20 protein-coding genes are annotated in these 15,143 nt (G+C 68.1%); 9 read left to right on the forward strand and 11 right to left on the reverse strand.

Annotation, left to right across the window (positions count from 1 at the left end):
• Positions 1-69: 69 nt before the first annotated feature.
• The 7 genes from MU521_RS13250 (at position 70) to MU521_RS13280 (ending at position 5,708) form a co-directional block, all read left to right on the forward strand.
• Complete coding sequence (locus MU521_RS13250) at positions 70-1,032, forward strand: AAA family ATPase (protein ID WP_092691103.1); 963 nt, start codon at positions 70-72, stop codon at positions 1,030-1,032.
• Positions 1,029-2,072, forward strand: coding sequence for a DUF58 domain-containing protein (locus MU521_RS13255; RefSeq protein ID WP_092691100.1), 1,044 nt, complete (start codon positions 1,029-1,031; stop codon positions 2,070-2,072). Before MU521_RS13250 ends, MU521_RS13255 begins: the two co-directional genes overlap by 4 nt.
• Positions 2,069-4,252 (forward strand): transglutaminase TgpA family protein, encoded by a 2,184-nt coding sequence (locus MU521_RS13260; RefSeq protein WP_092691098.1) that lies wholly within the window; start codon positions 2,069-2,071, stop codon positions 4,250-4,252. The genes MU521_RS13255 and MU521_RS13260 overlap by 4 nt, the downstream gene beginning before the upstream one ends.
• An 80-nt stretch (positions 4,253-4,332) precedes the next feature.
• Complete coding sequence (gene yciH, locus MU521_RS13265; RefSeq protein WP_092660804.1) at positions 4,333-4,626, forward strand: stress response translation initiation inhibitor YciH; 294 nt, start codon at positions 4,333-4,335, stop codon at positions 4,624-4,626.
• A 148-nt stretch (positions 4,627-4,774) separates the two neighbouring features.
• A complete protein-coding gene (locus MU521_RS13270; protein ID WP_092691095.1) occupies positions 4,775-5,026 on the forward strand; it encodes an ABC transporter permease in 252 nt (83 codons plus the stop codon).
• A gap of 112 nt (positions 5,027-5,138) precedes the next feature.
• Positions 5,139-5,333, forward strand: a complete 195-nt coding sequence (locus tag MU521_RS13275; protein ID WP_092691093.1) for a hypothetical protein — start codon at positions 5,139-5,141, stop codon at positions 5,331-5,333.
• Positions 5,334-5,390: 57 nt separating this feature from the next.
• On the forward strand, positions 5,391-5,708 hold the full coding sequence (locus MU521_RS13280; protein ID WP_092691090.1) for a hypothetical protein: 318 nt from the start codon (positions 5,391-5,393) through the stop codon (positions 5,706-5,708).
• On the opposite strand, the gene MU521_RS13285 is transcribed toward MU521_RS13280, so the two are convergent.
• The 7 genes from MU521_RS13285 to engB all read right to left on the reverse strand — a co-directional run bounded on the left by MU521_RS13285 (position 5,705) and on the right by engB (position 9,159).
• Positions 5,705-6,322 carry an NUDIX hydrolase gene (locus MU521_RS13285; protein WP_092691087.1) on the reverse strand — a complete coding sequence of 206 codons (618 nt, stop codon included), beginning with the start codon at positions 6,320-6,322 and terminating at the stop codon, positions 5,705-5,707. The genes MU521_RS13280 and MU521_RS13285 overlap by 4 nt on opposite strands.
• Positions 6,319-6,735, reverse strand: a complete 417-nt coding sequence (locus tag MU521_RS13290; protein WP_092691084.1) for a hypothetical protein — start codon at positions 6,733-6,735, stop codon at positions 6,319-6,321. The genes MU521_RS13285 and MU521_RS13290 overlap by 4 nt, the downstream gene beginning before the upstream one ends.
• 41 nt (positions 6,736-6,776) lie before the next feature.
• Positions 6,777-7,205, reverse strand: a complete 429-nt coding sequence (locus MU521_RS13295; RefSeq protein ID WP_092691081.1) for a DUF5809 family protein — start codon at positions 7,203-7,205, stop codon at positions 6,777-6,779.
• Positions 7,206-7,229: 24 nt separating this feature from the next.
• A complete protein-coding gene (locus MU521_RS13300) occupies positions 7,230-7,718 on the reverse strand; it encodes a DUF5810 domain-containing protein (protein ID WP_092691078.1) in 489 nt (162 codons plus the stop codon).
• 32 nt (positions 7,719-7,750) lie between these two features.
• Positions 7,751-8,224 carry a ribosomal protein S18-alanine N-acetyltransferase gene (rimI, locus tag MU521_RS13305; protein ID WP_092691076.1) on the reverse strand — a complete coding sequence of 158 codons (474 nt, stop codon included), beginning with the start codon at positions 8,222-8,224 and terminating at the stop codon, positions 7,751-7,753.
• A gap of 24 nt (positions 8,225-8,248) precedes the next feature.
• Positions 8,249-8,386, reverse strand: a complete 138-nt coding sequence (locus tag MU521_RS13310) for a hypothetical protein (RefSeq protein ID WP_175452828.1) — start codon at positions 8,384-8,386, stop codon at positions 8,249-8,251.
• Positions 8,387-8,541: 155 nt separating this feature from the next.
• Entirely contained in the window at positions 8,542-9,159 is a 618-nt protein-coding gene (gene engB / locus MU521_RS13315; protein WP_092691073.1) for a GTP-binding protein EngB, read from the reverse strand.
• 110 nt (positions 9,160-9,269) lie between these two features.
• Here engB and MU521_RS13320 point away from each other — a divergent pair, with 110 nt between their 5' ends.
• The gene (locus MU521_RS13320) at positions 9,270-10,565 is read left to right on the forward strand and encodes a TIGR00341 family protein (RefSeq protein ID WP_092691071.1); all 1,296 of its coding nucleotides are present in this window, start codon (positions 9,270-9,272) and stop codon (positions 10,563-10,565) included.
• Between the two features lies 1 nt (position 10,566).
• Here MU521_RS13320 and MU521_RS13325 read toward each other — a convergent pair whose 3' ends face one another.
• The gene (locus tag MU521_RS13325; RefSeq protein WP_092691416.1) at positions 10,567-11,529 is read right to left on the reverse strand and encodes an NOG1 family protein; all 963 of its coding nucleotides are present in this window, start codon (positions 11,527-11,529) and stop codon (positions 10,567-10,569) included.
• Positions 11,530-11,726: 197 nt separating this feature from the next.
• On the opposite strand from MU521_RS13325, the gene MU521_RS13330 reads away from it, so the two are divergent.
• The gene (locus tag MU521_RS13330) at positions 11,727-13,142 is read left to right on the forward strand and encodes a hybrid sensor histidine kinase/response regulator (protein ID WP_092691068.1); all 1,416 of its coding nucleotides are present in this window, start codon (positions 11,727-11,729) and stop codon (positions 13,140-13,142) included.
• Between the two features lie 495 nt (positions 13,143-13,637).
• Here the strand turns inward: MU521_RS13330 and hisE are convergent, their stop codons facing one another.
• Genes hisE through pdxT form a run of 3 tightly spaced genes read right to left on the reverse strand, consistent with a single transcriptional unit; the run spans position 13,638 to position 15,050 of the window.
• On the reverse strand, positions 13,638-13,937 hold the full coding sequence (gene hisE / locus MU521_RS13335; RefSeq protein ID WP_092691065.1) for a phosphoribosyl-ATP diphosphatase: 300 nt from the start codon (positions 13,935-13,937) through the stop codon (positions 13,638-13,640).
• Positions 13,938-13,959: 22 nt separating this feature from the next.
• Entirely contained in the window at positions 13,960-14,406 is a 447-nt protein-coding gene (locus MU521_RS13340) for a bifunctional nuclease family protein (RefSeq protein WP_092691062.1), read from the reverse strand.
• Between the two features lie 59 nt (positions 14,407-14,465).
• Positions 14,466-15,050: a pyridoxal 5'-phosphate synthase glutaminase subunit PdxT gene (gene pdxT / locus MU521_RS13345; protein ID WP_092691060.1), complete on the reverse strand. Its 585-nt coding sequence runs from the start codon at positions 15,048-15,050 to the stop codon at positions 14,466-14,468.
• Positions 15,051-15,143 lie beyond the last annotated feature (93 nt).

Genomic DNA, 15,143 nt, shown 5'->3' on the forward strand with positions numbered 1-15,143 from the left:
GCCGAGTGGACAAGACACTTGCCGGTCGACAGTGCACGGCCAGTTACTCGCCCGCCACCCCCGCTACTCATGACTGACGCAGACTCATCGACGCTAGAACAGGAGTCGGACGACGCTGTGGAAGCGGCCGGCGACCTCGCTCGCCGCGTCGCCGAGAACGTCGGCGAGGTGATCGTCGGCCACGACGCGGAGATCGAGCACATCCTCACCGCGGTACTGGGCCGGGGCCACGTCCTGCTGGAGGACGTACCCGGGGTCGGCAAGACGATGCTCGCCCGCTCCATCGCGGCCTCCTTCGACGGCTCGTTCAAGCGCGTCCAGTTCACGCCGGACCTGTTGCCCTCCGACATCACCGGCATCAACGTCTACAACCAGAAGACCAGCGAGTTCGACTTCCGGCCCGGTCCGGTCTTCGCCAACGTCGTCCTCGGTGACGAGATCAACCGCGCGCCGCCGAAGACACAGAGTGCCCTGCTGGAGGCCATGGAGGAACAGCAGGTCACGGTCGACGGGGTGACCCACGAGATGCCCGACCCCTTCACCGTCATCGCGACCCAGAACACGGTCGAGCGCGACCGGACCTACGAACTCCCGATGGCCGAACTCGACCGGTTCATGAAGAAACTCCACCTGGGATACCCCGATTCGGACGACGAGGCGGAGATGCTCGGGCGCGTGGTCGGGAACCACCCCATCGAGGACCTCTCGCCGGTGGCCACGCTCGCGGACCTCCAGGCCGCGCGGACCGCGGTCAGCGAGATCACCGTCGAGGAGCCGATCCGGGCCTACGTCACCCGGCTGGCGGAGTACACCCGCGACCAGGCCCAGCTCGGGGTGAGCCCGCGTGGCTCCATCGCCCTGTTGCGGGCCGCCCAGGCGCGGGCGGCGCTCGCGGGCCGGGACTACGTCGTCCCCGACGACGTGCAGACGGAGGCGCGGGCGATCATGCCTCACCGGATCCGGACGGCGTCGGCCGACCGGACCGGCGAGGAGATCGTCGGCGAGGCACTGGAGACCGTCGCAGTCGAATGAGACCGACCTGGCGTACCGTCGGCGTCGTCGGCGTCGCCGTCGGCTCGATCCTGATGGCCGCCGCGTCGGGCGCGCGCGCGCTGAACGCACTGGCCGCGCCCGCACTGATCGCACTGCTGGTGAGCGTCGTCCAGGTGTTCTACGCTGGCCGGCCGGAAATCGACCGCGAAGACCCCGTTCCCGGCCACCCCGGCGAGTCACGAACCGTCGAGTTGACCGTCGACGGCGGCGCGCTCGCGCGCGTGACCGACGCCGTCCCGCCGGGCGTCGCAGCCGAGGGATACGACCGGCGGGTGACCCTCCCGGCGACCGTCGCGTACGACATCGAACTCGGCGCGCGGGGTGCGTGGGACCTCGGTCCGCCCCGCGTCGTCGTGACCGACGTACTCGGCCTGTTCGTCCGATCCTTCGAACCGGAAGGAACCGCGACGGCGCTGGTCTACCCGCCGCTGGTCGACCTGCGCGAGGACGACGCCGTCGCGCGCCTGCTCGGATACGACACCGCGACCGACCGGCAGGCCTTCGACACGATCCGCGAGTACGCGCCGGGCGACCCGTTGCGCGACGTGCACTGGAAATCCAGCGCCAAGCGCAGCGACGGCGACCTCGTTGTCAAGCAGTTCGTCAGCGAGCAACGCGAGTCGACGCTGACCGTCGCGGCAGGAGCCACGCCGGGCCACGACGACGCGATGGCGTCGGCCGCGGCCAGCCTCGCGGTGCTGGCGATGGACGCGGGCCTGTCGGTCGGGGTCATCTGCCCGGCCGGCGAGGTGGCGGCCGGCCGCGGACAGGCCCACCGGCGACACGTCCTCGACCTGCTCGCACGCACCGGCCCGGGACAGCCCGCCCGCCCGGCCCGCGAGGGTGCCGATGTCGTCCTCACCGCCGACGAGGACGGCGTGACCGCGACCATCGACGGCCGGGACCACCGCCTCTCGCTCGGTCCGACACCGCCGGAGCCGCCCGAGGGTGACGGCGAGCAGGCGCGAACGGCCGGGTCCAGTGGGGACGCCTCGGCCGAACAGGAGGTGTCGCGATGAGTACCGAAACTGGCGGTCCGACGGAGCGGGCCGTCGACGCGGCGAGACGGCCCTTGGCGGCGCTGTTCGAGCCTCGCGGGCTGGCCCTGCTATCGGCGGGACTGCTGCTGTTTTCCTTCACCTTCCCGCTGTACGGGATCATCGACGTGGTTGGTGATCCCAGTACGTTCCTGCTGGTCGTCGCGGTGACGCTCGTGCTGGCGACGGGGCTGTCGCGGGTCGTCGGTGCGTGGACGGCGCTACCCGTCGGACTGGGCCTGCTGGTCCTCGGGCTCTGGATGTACGCCTCGGCACTGCCGGCGGACGTGGTCGCCCAGCAGGACCGCATCCTCGGCGACGTGGTGTCGCTGTTCATGGGCCTGTCGGTGCTGCGCCTCCAGATGATCGAACTGTTCGCGCTGGCGTACACGCCAGCCCCGGTCTTTCTGACGTGGTACCTGGTGCTCCGGCGGCGATACGTCGGGGCGGCGCTCGTCGGCGGGGCCGCGCTGACGTTCTTCGTCCTCACGGGTGACGTGGACACGCTGGTCGCGTTGCTCGGCGCGCTGGGTGCGGTCGGGACGGTCGGGTTCGGCCGGCTCGAACGGTTCGGCGGGGCCGACCGGGCCGTCGAGACGATGGCCGTCGTCCTCGCGGCGATGGTGGTCGCGACGATGCTGGTCAGCGTCGTCCCCGGCGGGACCGGGACGCCGTTCGGCCTGTTCGGGGAGGGCGGCACCGACACCATCGAGGGGAGCCTGATCAACTCCGATCAGCGCGTCTCGATCCAGGGATCGATCAGCCTCTCCTCGGCGGTCCGGTTCACGGTCGAGAGCCCACGCGAGGCCTACTGGCGGACGGGAGCCTACGACCGCTACACGGGCGACGGCTGGGTCCGAACCGGCTCGACACTCGACTATCGGGGTGAGATGAGCGGCCCGCAGGGCGAGAGCCGGATCGTCGAGCAGGCGGTGACCATCGAGTCGGAACTCGACGCCATGCCCGCGGCCTGGAAGCCAGTCAGGGTCAGCGAGAACGTGGCCGGGGACACGTCGGTGACCTCGCTGGGCGGGCTCCAGCCCGCGTCGGCGTTCACGCCCGGCGACAGCTACACGGTCGTCAGCCGCCAGCCCGTGGTGTCGCCGCGGCGCCTCCAGCGGGCCGGTGACGACTATCCCGGCCGCATCGAGTCGCGGTACACGAACCTCCCCGCGAGTACGCCCGACCGGGTGGCGACACGCACCCGCCAGATTCAGGACGGGGCCGGGGCCGACACGGCCTACGAGACGGCCAGAGCGGTCGAGTCCTACCTGGAACGGGAGAAGGGGTACTCGCTGGAGGTGGACCGCCCCGACGGCGAGGTCGCCGACAGCTTCCTGTTCGAGATGGACGAGGGGTACTGCACGTACTTCGCGACGACGATGGTGACGATGCTGCGAACCCAGGACATCCCGGCGCGGTTCGTCGTCGGCTACACGACGGGCGAACAGGTCGACAGCGGTACCTATCAGGTCCGTGGCCTGGACTCCCACGCCTGGGTCGAGGTCTACTTCCCGGACGTGGGCTGGGTGCAGTTCGACCCGACGCCGGCCGGGCCGCGACAGGACGCCGAGCAAGACCGGATCGAGGGCGGCGGGGACCTCGGGAACGTCGACGACGACCCCGAGCCGACGACCGAACCGCCGTCGACGCCGGACCGGCCGACGACGAATCCGTCCCCGGCGACGCCGGGGTCGACCGTGGGGCCGATCCGGACGCCGACGACCGACGGGGACGCGGTACGGACGGCGAACGACGAGCGCGGTGGCATTCCGCTGCCCGAACCGCCGTCGCGCGAGGAGGCGGCGCTCATCCTCGTGGTGCTGGCCGGCGTCGCCGCGGGCGCACGCCGGCTGGGTCTCCACGAGCGTGCCTACCGGGCCGTGTGGGTCCGCTGGCAACCCCGGGCCGACCCGGCGAGTGACGTACAGCGAGCGTTCGAGCGCGTCGAGTACGTCCTCGCGCGCGAGGAACGGCCACGCCGGGACGGGGAGACCCCACGGCAGTATCTGGCGGCTATCGACGCCGACGAGCCCGTCGAACGGGTGTATCGGCTCCACGAGCGGGCTCGGTACGCCGGAGACGTGACGGTGAGCCTCGCCGACGACGCCGTGGCAGCGGCAAACGAGATCGTCCGGGAGCGGACGGGGCCCCTGGGCTGACCGCCGAGACCGGCTTGCAGGGCTTGCTTCCGCAGGTCCCGAAGGTGTTTAATACGTCGGTTTCGTAGGACCGACTTGTAATGTCGGAAGTCTGCTCGACGTGCGGGCTGCCCGAGGAGCTCTGCGTCTGCGAGGACGTCGCCAAAGAGTCCCAGGAAATCAGCATCCGCATCGACGAGCGCCGATACGGTAAAGAGGTAACGGTCATCGAAGGGTTCGATCCCAACGACGTGGACATGGACAGTCTGTCCTCGGACCTGAAATCGAAGTTCGCCTGTGGCGGCACGGTCGAGGACGGACAGATCGAGCTCCAGGGCAACCACACCGGACGCGTCGAGGATTTCCTCCGCGACAAAGGCTTCAACGTGGCGTGACACCGAGCCCATCCTGACGGAGGTTCGGACGGGCCAAGAGCGGCCGTCGGGTCATTCTCCGACCGTCTCACCCGAGAGCGCCGCGACGACCGCGAGCGAACTCCGGTCCGCGTTCGACGGCCGCGGGAACCGCATCACTGTCGTCGAGTTGTCCTCACTGCTGGACCGGATCCGGGAGTACTTCGGGCCCCTCAACGCCGCGTTGCTCGCCATCGGGTCGATCTCGCTGGTCGTCGCGGGCGTCAGCATCGTCAACGTGATGTTGATGAGCACGAGCGAGCGCAACGTCGACTTCCTGGTCCTGGCGTTCTGTTTCGGCGTCGGCACGAGCCTCCGCAGCGGTCTCTACCCCGCCTGGAAGACGGCCAATCGACGCCCGGTCGAGGCGCTGAACGGATGAGCTTCGGTTTTTCGGAGTTGATTTAATTTAATTTCTTAGTAAATTTAATGGGGGAGATCGAACAAGTGGTCGACAATGAGCGGGGGATGCTCTGTCGGGTGGGGAATCGGTAGTGCAATCGCGGCGGCGCTGCCGTTGTGGCTGGCCACCGGCCCTGGCGGCGCCGGCCGGGGTACTTCAGCCGGGCGGTCTGCTGGGCGGTGACTTCGCCAGTCAGCTGAAGGGACTGGTCGGCACGCTCGAACAGTTCGCGCGACTGCTCGACCTGCTGGTGACGCTGCTGCAGAACGGCCGCGGTGGGCTGTAACCGCTCGCGGTCGGCGGACCTGCGTGGCGGCCACTGAGCGGATCAGAGGGATACCCGATGGGATCGTTCCGAATCTACGGCGGGGGGCCGACGCTCGCGTATCCGTCGAGTGCCGACGCGGCGTTCGGGCTGGACACGCCGGAACGGGGCACGACGGTCCGGTCGGGGACGCTCCGGGTCGGCGGCCGGAGTCCGACCGACTCCGTCGTGGTCCGGATCGCCGACGCGACGGGGACGCGAGTCCTGCGGACGAACACCTCCGTGTCCGGCGGCGAGTTCGAGACGTGGATCACGGGTCTGCCGGACGGGCAGTACACGCTGACCGTGACGGCCGCAGGCGACCGGCGCACGACCCGGACGGTCGCGTTCGACTAGAGCAGGTCGTCGGCCTGGGCCAGCAGGATCCCTTCGATAGTGGCGTCGTTGGACGGTTCCTGCCGGGCCACCGCCAGGGCCTCGTCGACGGGGACGGTCGTCACGCTGAGGAACTCGTTGTCGTCGAGGTCGGCGTCGACCGGTTCGAGGCCCTCGGCGAAGACGATGCCCCGGCGGTGCCGGAGGACGCCGGTCGAACACCAGAACTCCTCGATCAGAGAGAGACCGGCGGCGTCGAACCCAGTCTCCTCTCGGAGTTCCCGGCGGCCGGCGTCGGTGTAGCTCTCGCCGTCCTCGACGATTCCGGCGGGGAGTTCGAGACACTGCTCCCGGATCGTCGGTCGGTACTGGTCGACCATGACGAGGTGGTCGTCGTCGCCGTCCCCCACGACGTGGCCCGGTGCCACGGCCACGACGACGGCCGCGGCGGGCAGATCCGCCCAGTAGTAGTGTTTCTCCGAGCCGTCGGGCTGGCCGACGCGGTCGTAGCCGCCGGTGTACCAGCCGGTCTCGTACTCGACCGCCGACTCCAGCACGGGCCAGTCGAAGTCCTCGGGTTCGCGGGCGGGGTGGTCGTCGGCGTCGAACCGCCGGTTGATCGGATCGTCGGTCATGGGGTCTGTGTCACCTCCAGTCGGTAAACGGTGCCGTTCTCGCGGACGAAGATGGCACTGTCGGTCGCACCGGACTGGTTGCGCTGTCTGACCGCGTCGAACTCGTCGAACGGCGAGTGGGTGAACGCGCCTTTCAGTCCGACGGGCCCCTTCCAGTACGGCTCCGACCGGCCCGTCGCGTTGGCGGTCCCGTCGCCCGCCGCCGCGGTCGCGTTGGCCAGCGCGGCCGCCGTGTAGGGATACCGGTTGTCCGAGAGCGAGTCGGCCGGGATCGCCGTCCGGTTGTCCGTCGCCGTCGCCGTCATGTAGTAGGGATCGCCGCTTTTCAGGTAGCCCGGGAGGGCACCGAGCGCCAGCAGCAAGACGATGGCGGCGAGGAGGGCGAGTGTGACCCGACGCGTGATCTGTCGCATGGCCACTACTCGGGGGGCCGGCCGAAAAACGATAGCGGATCCTACTGGTCGCCGGTAACGATATCGCGATAGGCGCTGCCGAAGGCCTGCCGGCGGAGGGTGCCGACGGCCGCGTCCTCTCGTTCCTGAAAGGTCGCGGCGACCACCGTCTCGGCGAAGGGGACGGCGTGCCAGACCACCCGGTCGACGTTCTCGCTCCCGATCATCTCGCGCTGGTAGTCGGGGTGGTCCTCACACCAGTCCTCGAACTCGGCGTCGGTGCCGACGGTCACTTCGAGCATGGAGGCGAAGATGGCCTCGTGGGCGGTCGCGACGACCGAACCCGTCACCCGGTCCTCGTACTCCTCGCTGTCGAAGTCCATGGCTTTCGCGACTTCACGAACGCTGGTCTGTGCGGCCGGGCCGACGGCCGCGTACAGCTCGCCTGCTTCCGCCGCCGTCTCGGGCGCGAACACTCCCTCGGTGTGCATGTCCGACTCTGCGGGCCGCTCCGGTTACTCGGTTTCGGAGTCGGTCGCGTCCTCGTCGCCGTCGCTCTCGCCCTCGCTCGCGGGAGGTTCCGCCCCGCTCACGAAGTCCGAGGACTCGCTCCGCTCGTCCTCTCCATCCTGCATCTGTCGTGTCATCTCGCGGGCCTCTTCCAGAATCTCCTCGTCCTCGTCGTCGAGGCCGGTCATCTGGCTGGCGCGCTCGCGGCCGCGCTCGACGGCCCGGCTCTCGTCTTCGAACAGCGCGCCCGACCGCTCGTGGTCGTGGTCGTGCTCCACAGTGTCCTCGAAGACCTGCGGATAGTCGGTCTCCTCGGCGATCTCGGTGACGGTCGCGGCCAGGGCGTCGGCGTCGGCCTGGTCCCAGTCGGGCGCGTGGTCGTCGAGCCAGGCCTCGTGGTCGTCGTCGCCGAGCAAGGCCGTGAAGGCGAGGTGGTTCGCCAGGTGTTCGGCGTCGGCCTGAGGGTCCTCACACACCGGGCAGGCGTATCCCATGTCCTGCCCAAGCGGGCGCGGACGGATAGACCTTACAGGTCCACGACCATGATGAGCGCGTTCTCCCCGTCGTCGTAGTAGCGGGGGACCGTTCGCCGGTGATCGAACCCGAAGGACTCGTAGAGGTTCCGGGCCGTCTCGTTGCTCTCCCGGACTTCGAGTTTCACCTCGGCGACACCCTGGGCGCGCATGACGCCCAGCGCCCGCCGGAGGAGGGTAGACCCGACGCCCTGGCCACGCTGGTCGGGATGGACGGCCAGGTCCTTGACGTGGCCCAGCGGCCGGCCGTGGTTGGGCACCGAGTCAGCGACGATGTAGCCCGCGACGCCAGCGCCGACCTCCGCGACGAGAAAGGTCGGTTCCCCGACGTACCGCTGGAAGGCGGCAAAGGGCCACGGCTGGGGGAAGGAGGCCTTCTCGATGCGATACACCGCGAGCAGGTCCGCCTTGACCGCCTCCCGGACGGTCGGCGCGGGCGTATCGGAGTCGGGTGCGGGCGTGGTCACGGCAGTGACTTGAACGCGGCCCCACTAAGCCCTTTCACCGCCCCGAACGAGCGACGGCGGCGTGTCGTCGATCCCCGCCAGTAGCTGTGTCCGTCTCCTGTCACGAAGATCGCCAGTCGGAAGCTTCATTATTATCAGGCTCTTAACCTCGGGTGCACCCATTTTTCGGGTGCCACCCCCCAACATCCCCCCTCTACCCCCCGTTTTCTACTGTACCACCGATCAACGGCGGTCTCGGCCGCCGGATAGCGACTGGTTTATCCGGCCAGCCGTCCCACCGACTTTTCCACGTACGATAACTGGTCGGAATTAACCCCTCAGAAAAAGGTGAAGAGGTCGTCGCGTTGCTGTTCGTGGAGGTGGTGTCGGACCGCCTCGGTCATGGGGTCGATGGACCCGCGTTTGGCGGTGATCGGGGCGATGGTCTCCTGCCACTGTTTCCAGGGTGGGAGCAGTCCGAGCCTGTCACAGAGGGCGTCGAGGCGCTCGTCCCGATCCGGTACCTTGTCCATCTTGTTGACCGCGACGACGACGGGGATGCCCATGTCCCGCAAGAAGTGGAACATCTCCACGTCGTGTGGGATCTCGTCGGGCCCGGAGTGGCGGTCGATGATGTCGATCACGGCTTTGCCGTCGACCACCAGCACCGCGACGAGGATCTGCTCGGCGTAGGTCTCCAGATACGCGACGATGTCGTCTTTGATCTCCTCGCGAACCTCGTCGGGGACGCCCTTCATGAACCCGAAGCCGGGGAGGTCGGTGAGGACGAAGTCCTCGGCGTTCCAGTCGTAGTGGTTGGGCTGGCGCGTGACGCCCGGCCGCTGGCCCGTATCGAACGTGTGGCCGGTCAGTTCACGCATCAGCGTCGACTTGCCGACGTTCGAGCGCCCCACGAGAACGACCTCGGCGCTCCGGTCCGGCCGCGAATCGAACATGGAGGCGTCTAGACGACTGGGGCGGATAAGCGTCGCTGTTTCCGACCGTGGACGGATCGCGCGATGACTGGCCCGCCACGTATTTCCCGACCCCCCTCGGAGTGTCCGGTGTGCGACTCCTCCAGGTGACCATCCCGACGGGGAAACGCGAGACGGTCCTCGGTGCCCTCGACGACGAGGGCGTCGACTACGTCGTCACCGACGAGACCAGCGGCCGCGAGTTCACGGCCATCGTCTACGCGCCGCTGCCCAACCCCGCGGTCGAACCCGTCCTCGAACGGCTCCAAGACGCGGGGATCGACGACGAGGCCTACACCGTCGTCGTCGAGGCCAGTACCGTCGTCTCCCGACGGTTCGACGAGCTGGAGGAGCGATACGCCGAGCAGGAGGAAGTCGACGAGGGCCGAATCGCCCGGGAGGAACTCCAGAGCCGTGCCGAGGAACTCGCCCCGACGCTGCGGACCTACGCGACGATGACGGTCATCAGCGCCATCATCGCCACCGCCGGCCTGTTGCTGGACTCGCCGGCGGTCGTCGTCGGCTCGATGGTCATCGCCCCGCTGATCGGCCCGGCGATGGCCGCCAGCGTCGGCACGGTGCTGGACGAAGACGAACTGTTCGTCCGCGGCGTCAAACTCCAGGTGCTGGGCATGTCCCTTGCTGTCGTTAGCGCCGCGGCCTTCGCCGTCTTCGTCAGGTACGCGCGCCTCGTCCCGCCGGGCATCGAGATCACCCAGGTTCCCGAGATCCGCGAGCGACTGGCTCCCGACTTCCTCTCGCTGGCGGTCGCGCTGGGGGCCGGCGTCGCCGGGGCACTCTCGCTGTCCTCGGGCGTCTCGGCGGCCATCGTGGGCGTCATGATCGCCGTCGCGCTGATCCCGCCGGCCGCCACGGTCGGCATCGGCATCGCCTGGGGCCTCCCGATGGTCAGTGTCGGCTCGGGCGTCCTCGCGCTGGTCAACGGCCTCTCGATCAACGTCGCCGCCATCGGCGTTCTCTGGTACAACGGCTACCGACCCCGCCACTGGTTCAAACTCGACGAGGCCCGGAGCGCGGTGCTGAAACGCGTCGCCGTCCTGGCGGTCGCCATCGCCGTCCTCTCGATCTTTCTCGGCGGCGTCACCTACAACTCCTTCCAGAACGCCGCCAGCGAGGAAGACATCCGCCAGGGTGTCGAGAGCGTCGTCGACGAGAACGAGCGCGCGACGCTACTGGACACCGAAGTGCAGTTCACCGACGGCATCCTGTTGAGCCAGTCGGAGCGCGTCGTCGTGACCGTCGGCGTCCCCCCGGGGAACGGCGAATCGGTCGGCGGCCTCAGCCGGCGGATCGATACCGCCATCGACCGCGCGGCCGGCCACGACGTGGAGACGCAGGTCCGCTACGTCACGATCGAGGCCGCCTGAGCTACTCGTCGTAGGGCAACTCCGGCTCGTACCCGACCGCCTCGACGGCGGCGTCGAGCGTCTCCTGGACGTTCTCGCCCTCGGTGACGCTCATGTACAGGTCGGCCTCCACGTCGGTCGAGCGGTCGCTCTTGTTGCAGACCGTGAGGACGGGCACGTCCGCGAACCGGGCCGCCAGCGCGTCCCTGAGTTCGAGTTGCACGTCGAGAGGATACCCACACTCGCCGCTGGCGTCGACCATCATCAGCACAGCGTTGGCGAGGTGTTCCAGCGCGCTGACCGCCTGGGACTCGATCTCGTTGCGGTCCTCCGGCGGCCGGTCCAGCAGGCCCGGCGTGTCCACGAGTTGATACCGGATGTGGTCGCGCTCGATGTGTCCCACCCGAATCTCGGTCGTCGTGAACGGGTAGGAGGCCGTCTCGTTGCGAGCGTTGGTCACCCGGTTGACGAAGGAGGATTTCCCCACGTTAGGGTAGCCGGCGACGACGATGGTCGGCTCGTCGGGGCGGATGTCGGGCAACTCCCGGAGGGTGTTGCGGGCCTCGTTGACGGCTTCGAGGTCACCGTCGACCTCCTCCACTACGTCGGCGATCCGGGCGAACGCCTGCTTGCGGAGCTTCTTGGCCCCGTCGGCGTCGACGTTGCGGAACCGACCCTGGTACTCGTCGCGGATGTCGCTGGCCTTCCGGCTGGCCCAGCTGATCTCCGAGAGGTGCTGGCGCAGGTCGTCGACTCCCACGAGGGCGTCGATCAACTCGCGGTAGAACGGGTCGAGGTCGTCGATGTCGGGCCACGCGGTGACGACGTTCTCGAGGTTGTCCGAAACGACGTTCGCGGCGGTCTGGAGCATCGACTGCTGGGCTTCGAACCCGGATTTGGCTCGGCCCGCGCGGGCCGCCCGGGAGAACGCCTGGTCGATCAGCTCCTCCGACGTTGGCGTCGTCGGGAGGTCCTCGAGAATCATGTTGGCGTCCGTAGACGGTTCGTGCATAAAAACGCGTCCTTTGGACTGGACTCGATCAACTGGATGGCAGGGCTCAACCAGACGTAAAAAACGACACCATGACTGCGAAATATATATGTGAGAAAAGCTCACTTCAACGGTCAGCGCGATCTAAATAATCACCAATTGGTAAGTAATAGAAGGACAAATGACGATCAATGGTCGACGGGAGTGGCCCGCCAACGGTGCTGGTCGCACCCGAGCCGGATTTGGACACGCTGCGTGACGAACTGGCCGAAAAGACCGAGGTGTCGTCGGTGGAGACGGCCGCACACGGGGCGGCGGCTCTAGAGATGTTGGAGGACGAGGCCGTCGGTGCCGTGCTGAGCGCCGCCGACCTCGCCGACATGGACGGGATCGAGCTACTTCAGGAGGCACGACGCGAGCGCCCGACGGTCCCGTTCGTCCTGTTCTCCCGTGACGGCGACGAGCGACTCGTCAGCGAGGCCCTCTCGGTCGGCGTGACCGAGTACGTGCCCGTCGAATCGAACCCGGACGCGGCTATCCTGGCCGACCGGTTGGCCGACGCGCTTGCCCGCGTCCGACCGGACCTGACCGGCGAGGTAGGACCGGCCGGTCGGTTCGAGCAACTCGTCGAGTTCTCGACTGATATGCTCACCATCCACCGCCAGGACGGGACGGTCCGCTACGTCAACCCGATCATCGAAGACATCATGGGTTACGCCCCGTCGGAGTTCGTCGATCAGAACCCGATCGACCGCATCCACCCCGACGATCAGGACGACGTGCTGGCGTTTTTCGCCGATCCGAATGACTGGCTCGGCGAGCGACGGCGGGTCACCTACCGGATGCAGACCGCGGCCGGTGCGTGGCGAACCCTGGAATCGGTGGGGCACAACAGGCTCAAAGACCCCGCTCTGGCCGGCGTGATCGTCAACTCTCGGGACGTGACCGAGCGCGAGCAGTACCAGCGGGAGCTCGAACGGCAGAACGAACGGCTGGAGAAGTTCGCGAGCGTCGTCTCACACGACCTCCGGAACCCGCTCCAGGTGATCCGCGCCCGCGTCGAGGCCGCCCGGGCCGAGAGCCGGAGCGGCCACCACGACCACATCGAGGACGCCGTCGACCGCATGGAGACGTTGATCGACGATGTCCTCACCCTGGCCCGAGACGGCCGGGTCATCGGCGACCTCGGAGAGACGGCCCTCGACGACTGTGCCCACGCCGCGTGGGCCCACGTCGACGCTCCCGAGGCCACGCTGCAGTGTCGGACCGACTATGCCATCGAGGCCGACGCCGACCGGCTGGTTGAACTCCTCCAGAACCTCTTTTCGAACGCCGTCAGGCACGCCGGCCCCAACGTGACCATCCGACTCGACGTGCTCGACGACGGGTTCTACGTCGAAGACGACGGCCCCGGCATCCCGCCCGACGAGCGGGACCTCGTGTTCGAGTACGGCTACACGACCGGCGACGGAACGGGCATGGGGCTGGCCATCGTCAGAGAGATCGCCCAGGCCCACGGCTGGGACGTGACGCTGGCCGACAGGTCCGACGGCACCCGCTTCGAGTTCACCGGCGTCACCGTGTGTCCGGAAGCCAACAAGGTGTAAGAGCGACTACCGCCGCTCGCGCAACTCCGACCGCAAGTCGGCCACGTCCATCTCGTGACCACCGTTTTCTCGTTGGGTTCGCTCCCGCTGGTCGCGAACCCCGCCTCGAAAAACGTGGGTGAAAAAGCCGCTCGCTCCCGTCGGTCGCGAGCGGTGCGACGCCTGACCGTTACCGCCGCTCGCGCAACTCCGACCGCAAATCGGCCACGTCCATCTCGTGACCACCGTTTTCTCGTTGGGTTCGCTCCCGCTGGTCGCGAACCTCGCCTCGAAAAACGTGGGTGAAAAAGCCGCTCGCTCCCGTCGGTCGCGAGCGGTGCGACGCCTGACCGTTACCGCCGCTCGCGCAACTCCGACCGCAAATCGGCCACGTCCATCTCGTGACCACCTTTTTCTCGTTGGGTTCGCTCCCGCTGGTCGCGAACCCCGCCTCGAAAAACGTGGGTGAAAAAGCCGCTCGCTCCCGTCGGTCGCGAGCGGTGCAACGCCTGACCGTTACCGCCGCTCGCGCAACTCCGACCGCAAATCGGCCACGTCCATGTCTTTCATCGCGAGCAAGACCAGCAAATGGTAGACGATGTCGGCGGCCTCGTGACCGATCTCCTCGTGATCGTCGTCTTTGGCCGCCAACACGAGTTCGGTCGTCTCCTCGCCGAGTTTTTCGAGGACGGCGTTCTCGCCTTTCTCGTGGGTGAACAGCGAGGCCGTGTAGGAATCCTCGGGCAACCGTTCTTTGCGGTCCTCGATGACCGCGAACAGTTCGTCGAGGACGGCGTCGGTGTCGGTATCGTCCATGCCTGCCCTTCTCGCCGGGCGACTAAACTTCCATCACTTCGCGGATGTCGTCCATGTCCTCGAACTCGTCAGGGTCGCGCCGCCCCTCCTCGAAGACCGACTCGTCGACCGCCAGGGGCGCGTTCGTCCGGGCGGCCAGCGCCAGCGAATCGCTCGGCCGCGCGTCGATCACTGTCGACTCCCGCGGCGTCGCCAGGTGGAGGTCCGCGATGTACGTGCCGTCCTCGACATCACTGACGACGACGCGCTCGATCCGCCCGCCGAGTTCCTCGACCAGATCCAGCGTGAGGTCGTGGGTGAGCGGCCGCCCGATGTCCTCGGCATCGAGCCCGCGGGCGATGCTCGCGGCCTCGTCGAACCCGACGAAGATCGGCAACAGATCCGACTCGCCCTCGACCGCGAGCAAGACGACCGGCACCGGCCCCGTAGGTGTGCCGGCGACCCGCACCGCGTCGATAGCTGCGTCCATACCGGCCCGAGGGCGTGAGTGGTCAAAAACCCCGGTACCGGCGTCTAACCCCACTGGGATCAGTCGTCGGCGAAGAAGGCCAGATCGTGAATCCGCGCGTCGTCGGTCAGTTCCGGATGGAACGAGGTCCCCACGACCGGCCCGTCCTGCACGGCGACGGGCCGCCCGTCCCACTCGGCCAGCACCGCGGCGTCGCCGACCGACTCGATCAGCGGCGCGCGGATGAACACGGCGTGGAAGGGGTCGTCGAGCCCAGTCACGTCCAGCGGAGCCTCGAAGCTGTCTTTCTGCCGGCCGAAAGCGTTGCGCTCGACGGTCGCGTCCACCAGCCCCAGCGTCTCGACCCGGTCGTCGTTGGCGTCCGTGGACAGGACGATCAGTCCGGCACACGTCGCCAGCACCGGCTTGCCCGCCTCGACGTGCTCGACGATCTCCGGCGCGATCCCCTCCTGGTGGAGCAACCGCGAGATCGTCGTCGACTCGCCGCCGGGCAACAGGAGCAGGTCACACTCGGGAACGATCCCCGACTCCCTGATCTCCCGCACCTCGGCGTCCTGCCCGTGGGACGCGGCGGCGCGCTCGATGGCCGCGGCGTGTTCGGTCACGTCGCCCTGCACGGCGACGACGCCTGCAATCACAGTCATTACTCATTGTTAGGCCCTGCACCGAAAAACGTCTGCGTTCGCACGTTCGAGGGCACTCCCTCCGGTCGCGCCGCTCGCGAGTCGTTCCTCCCC

Source organism: Halorientalis regularis (genome assembly GCF_023698535.1).
GTDB lineage: Archaea > Halobacteriota > Halobacteria > Halobacteriales > Haloarculaceae > Halorientalis > Halorientalis regularis.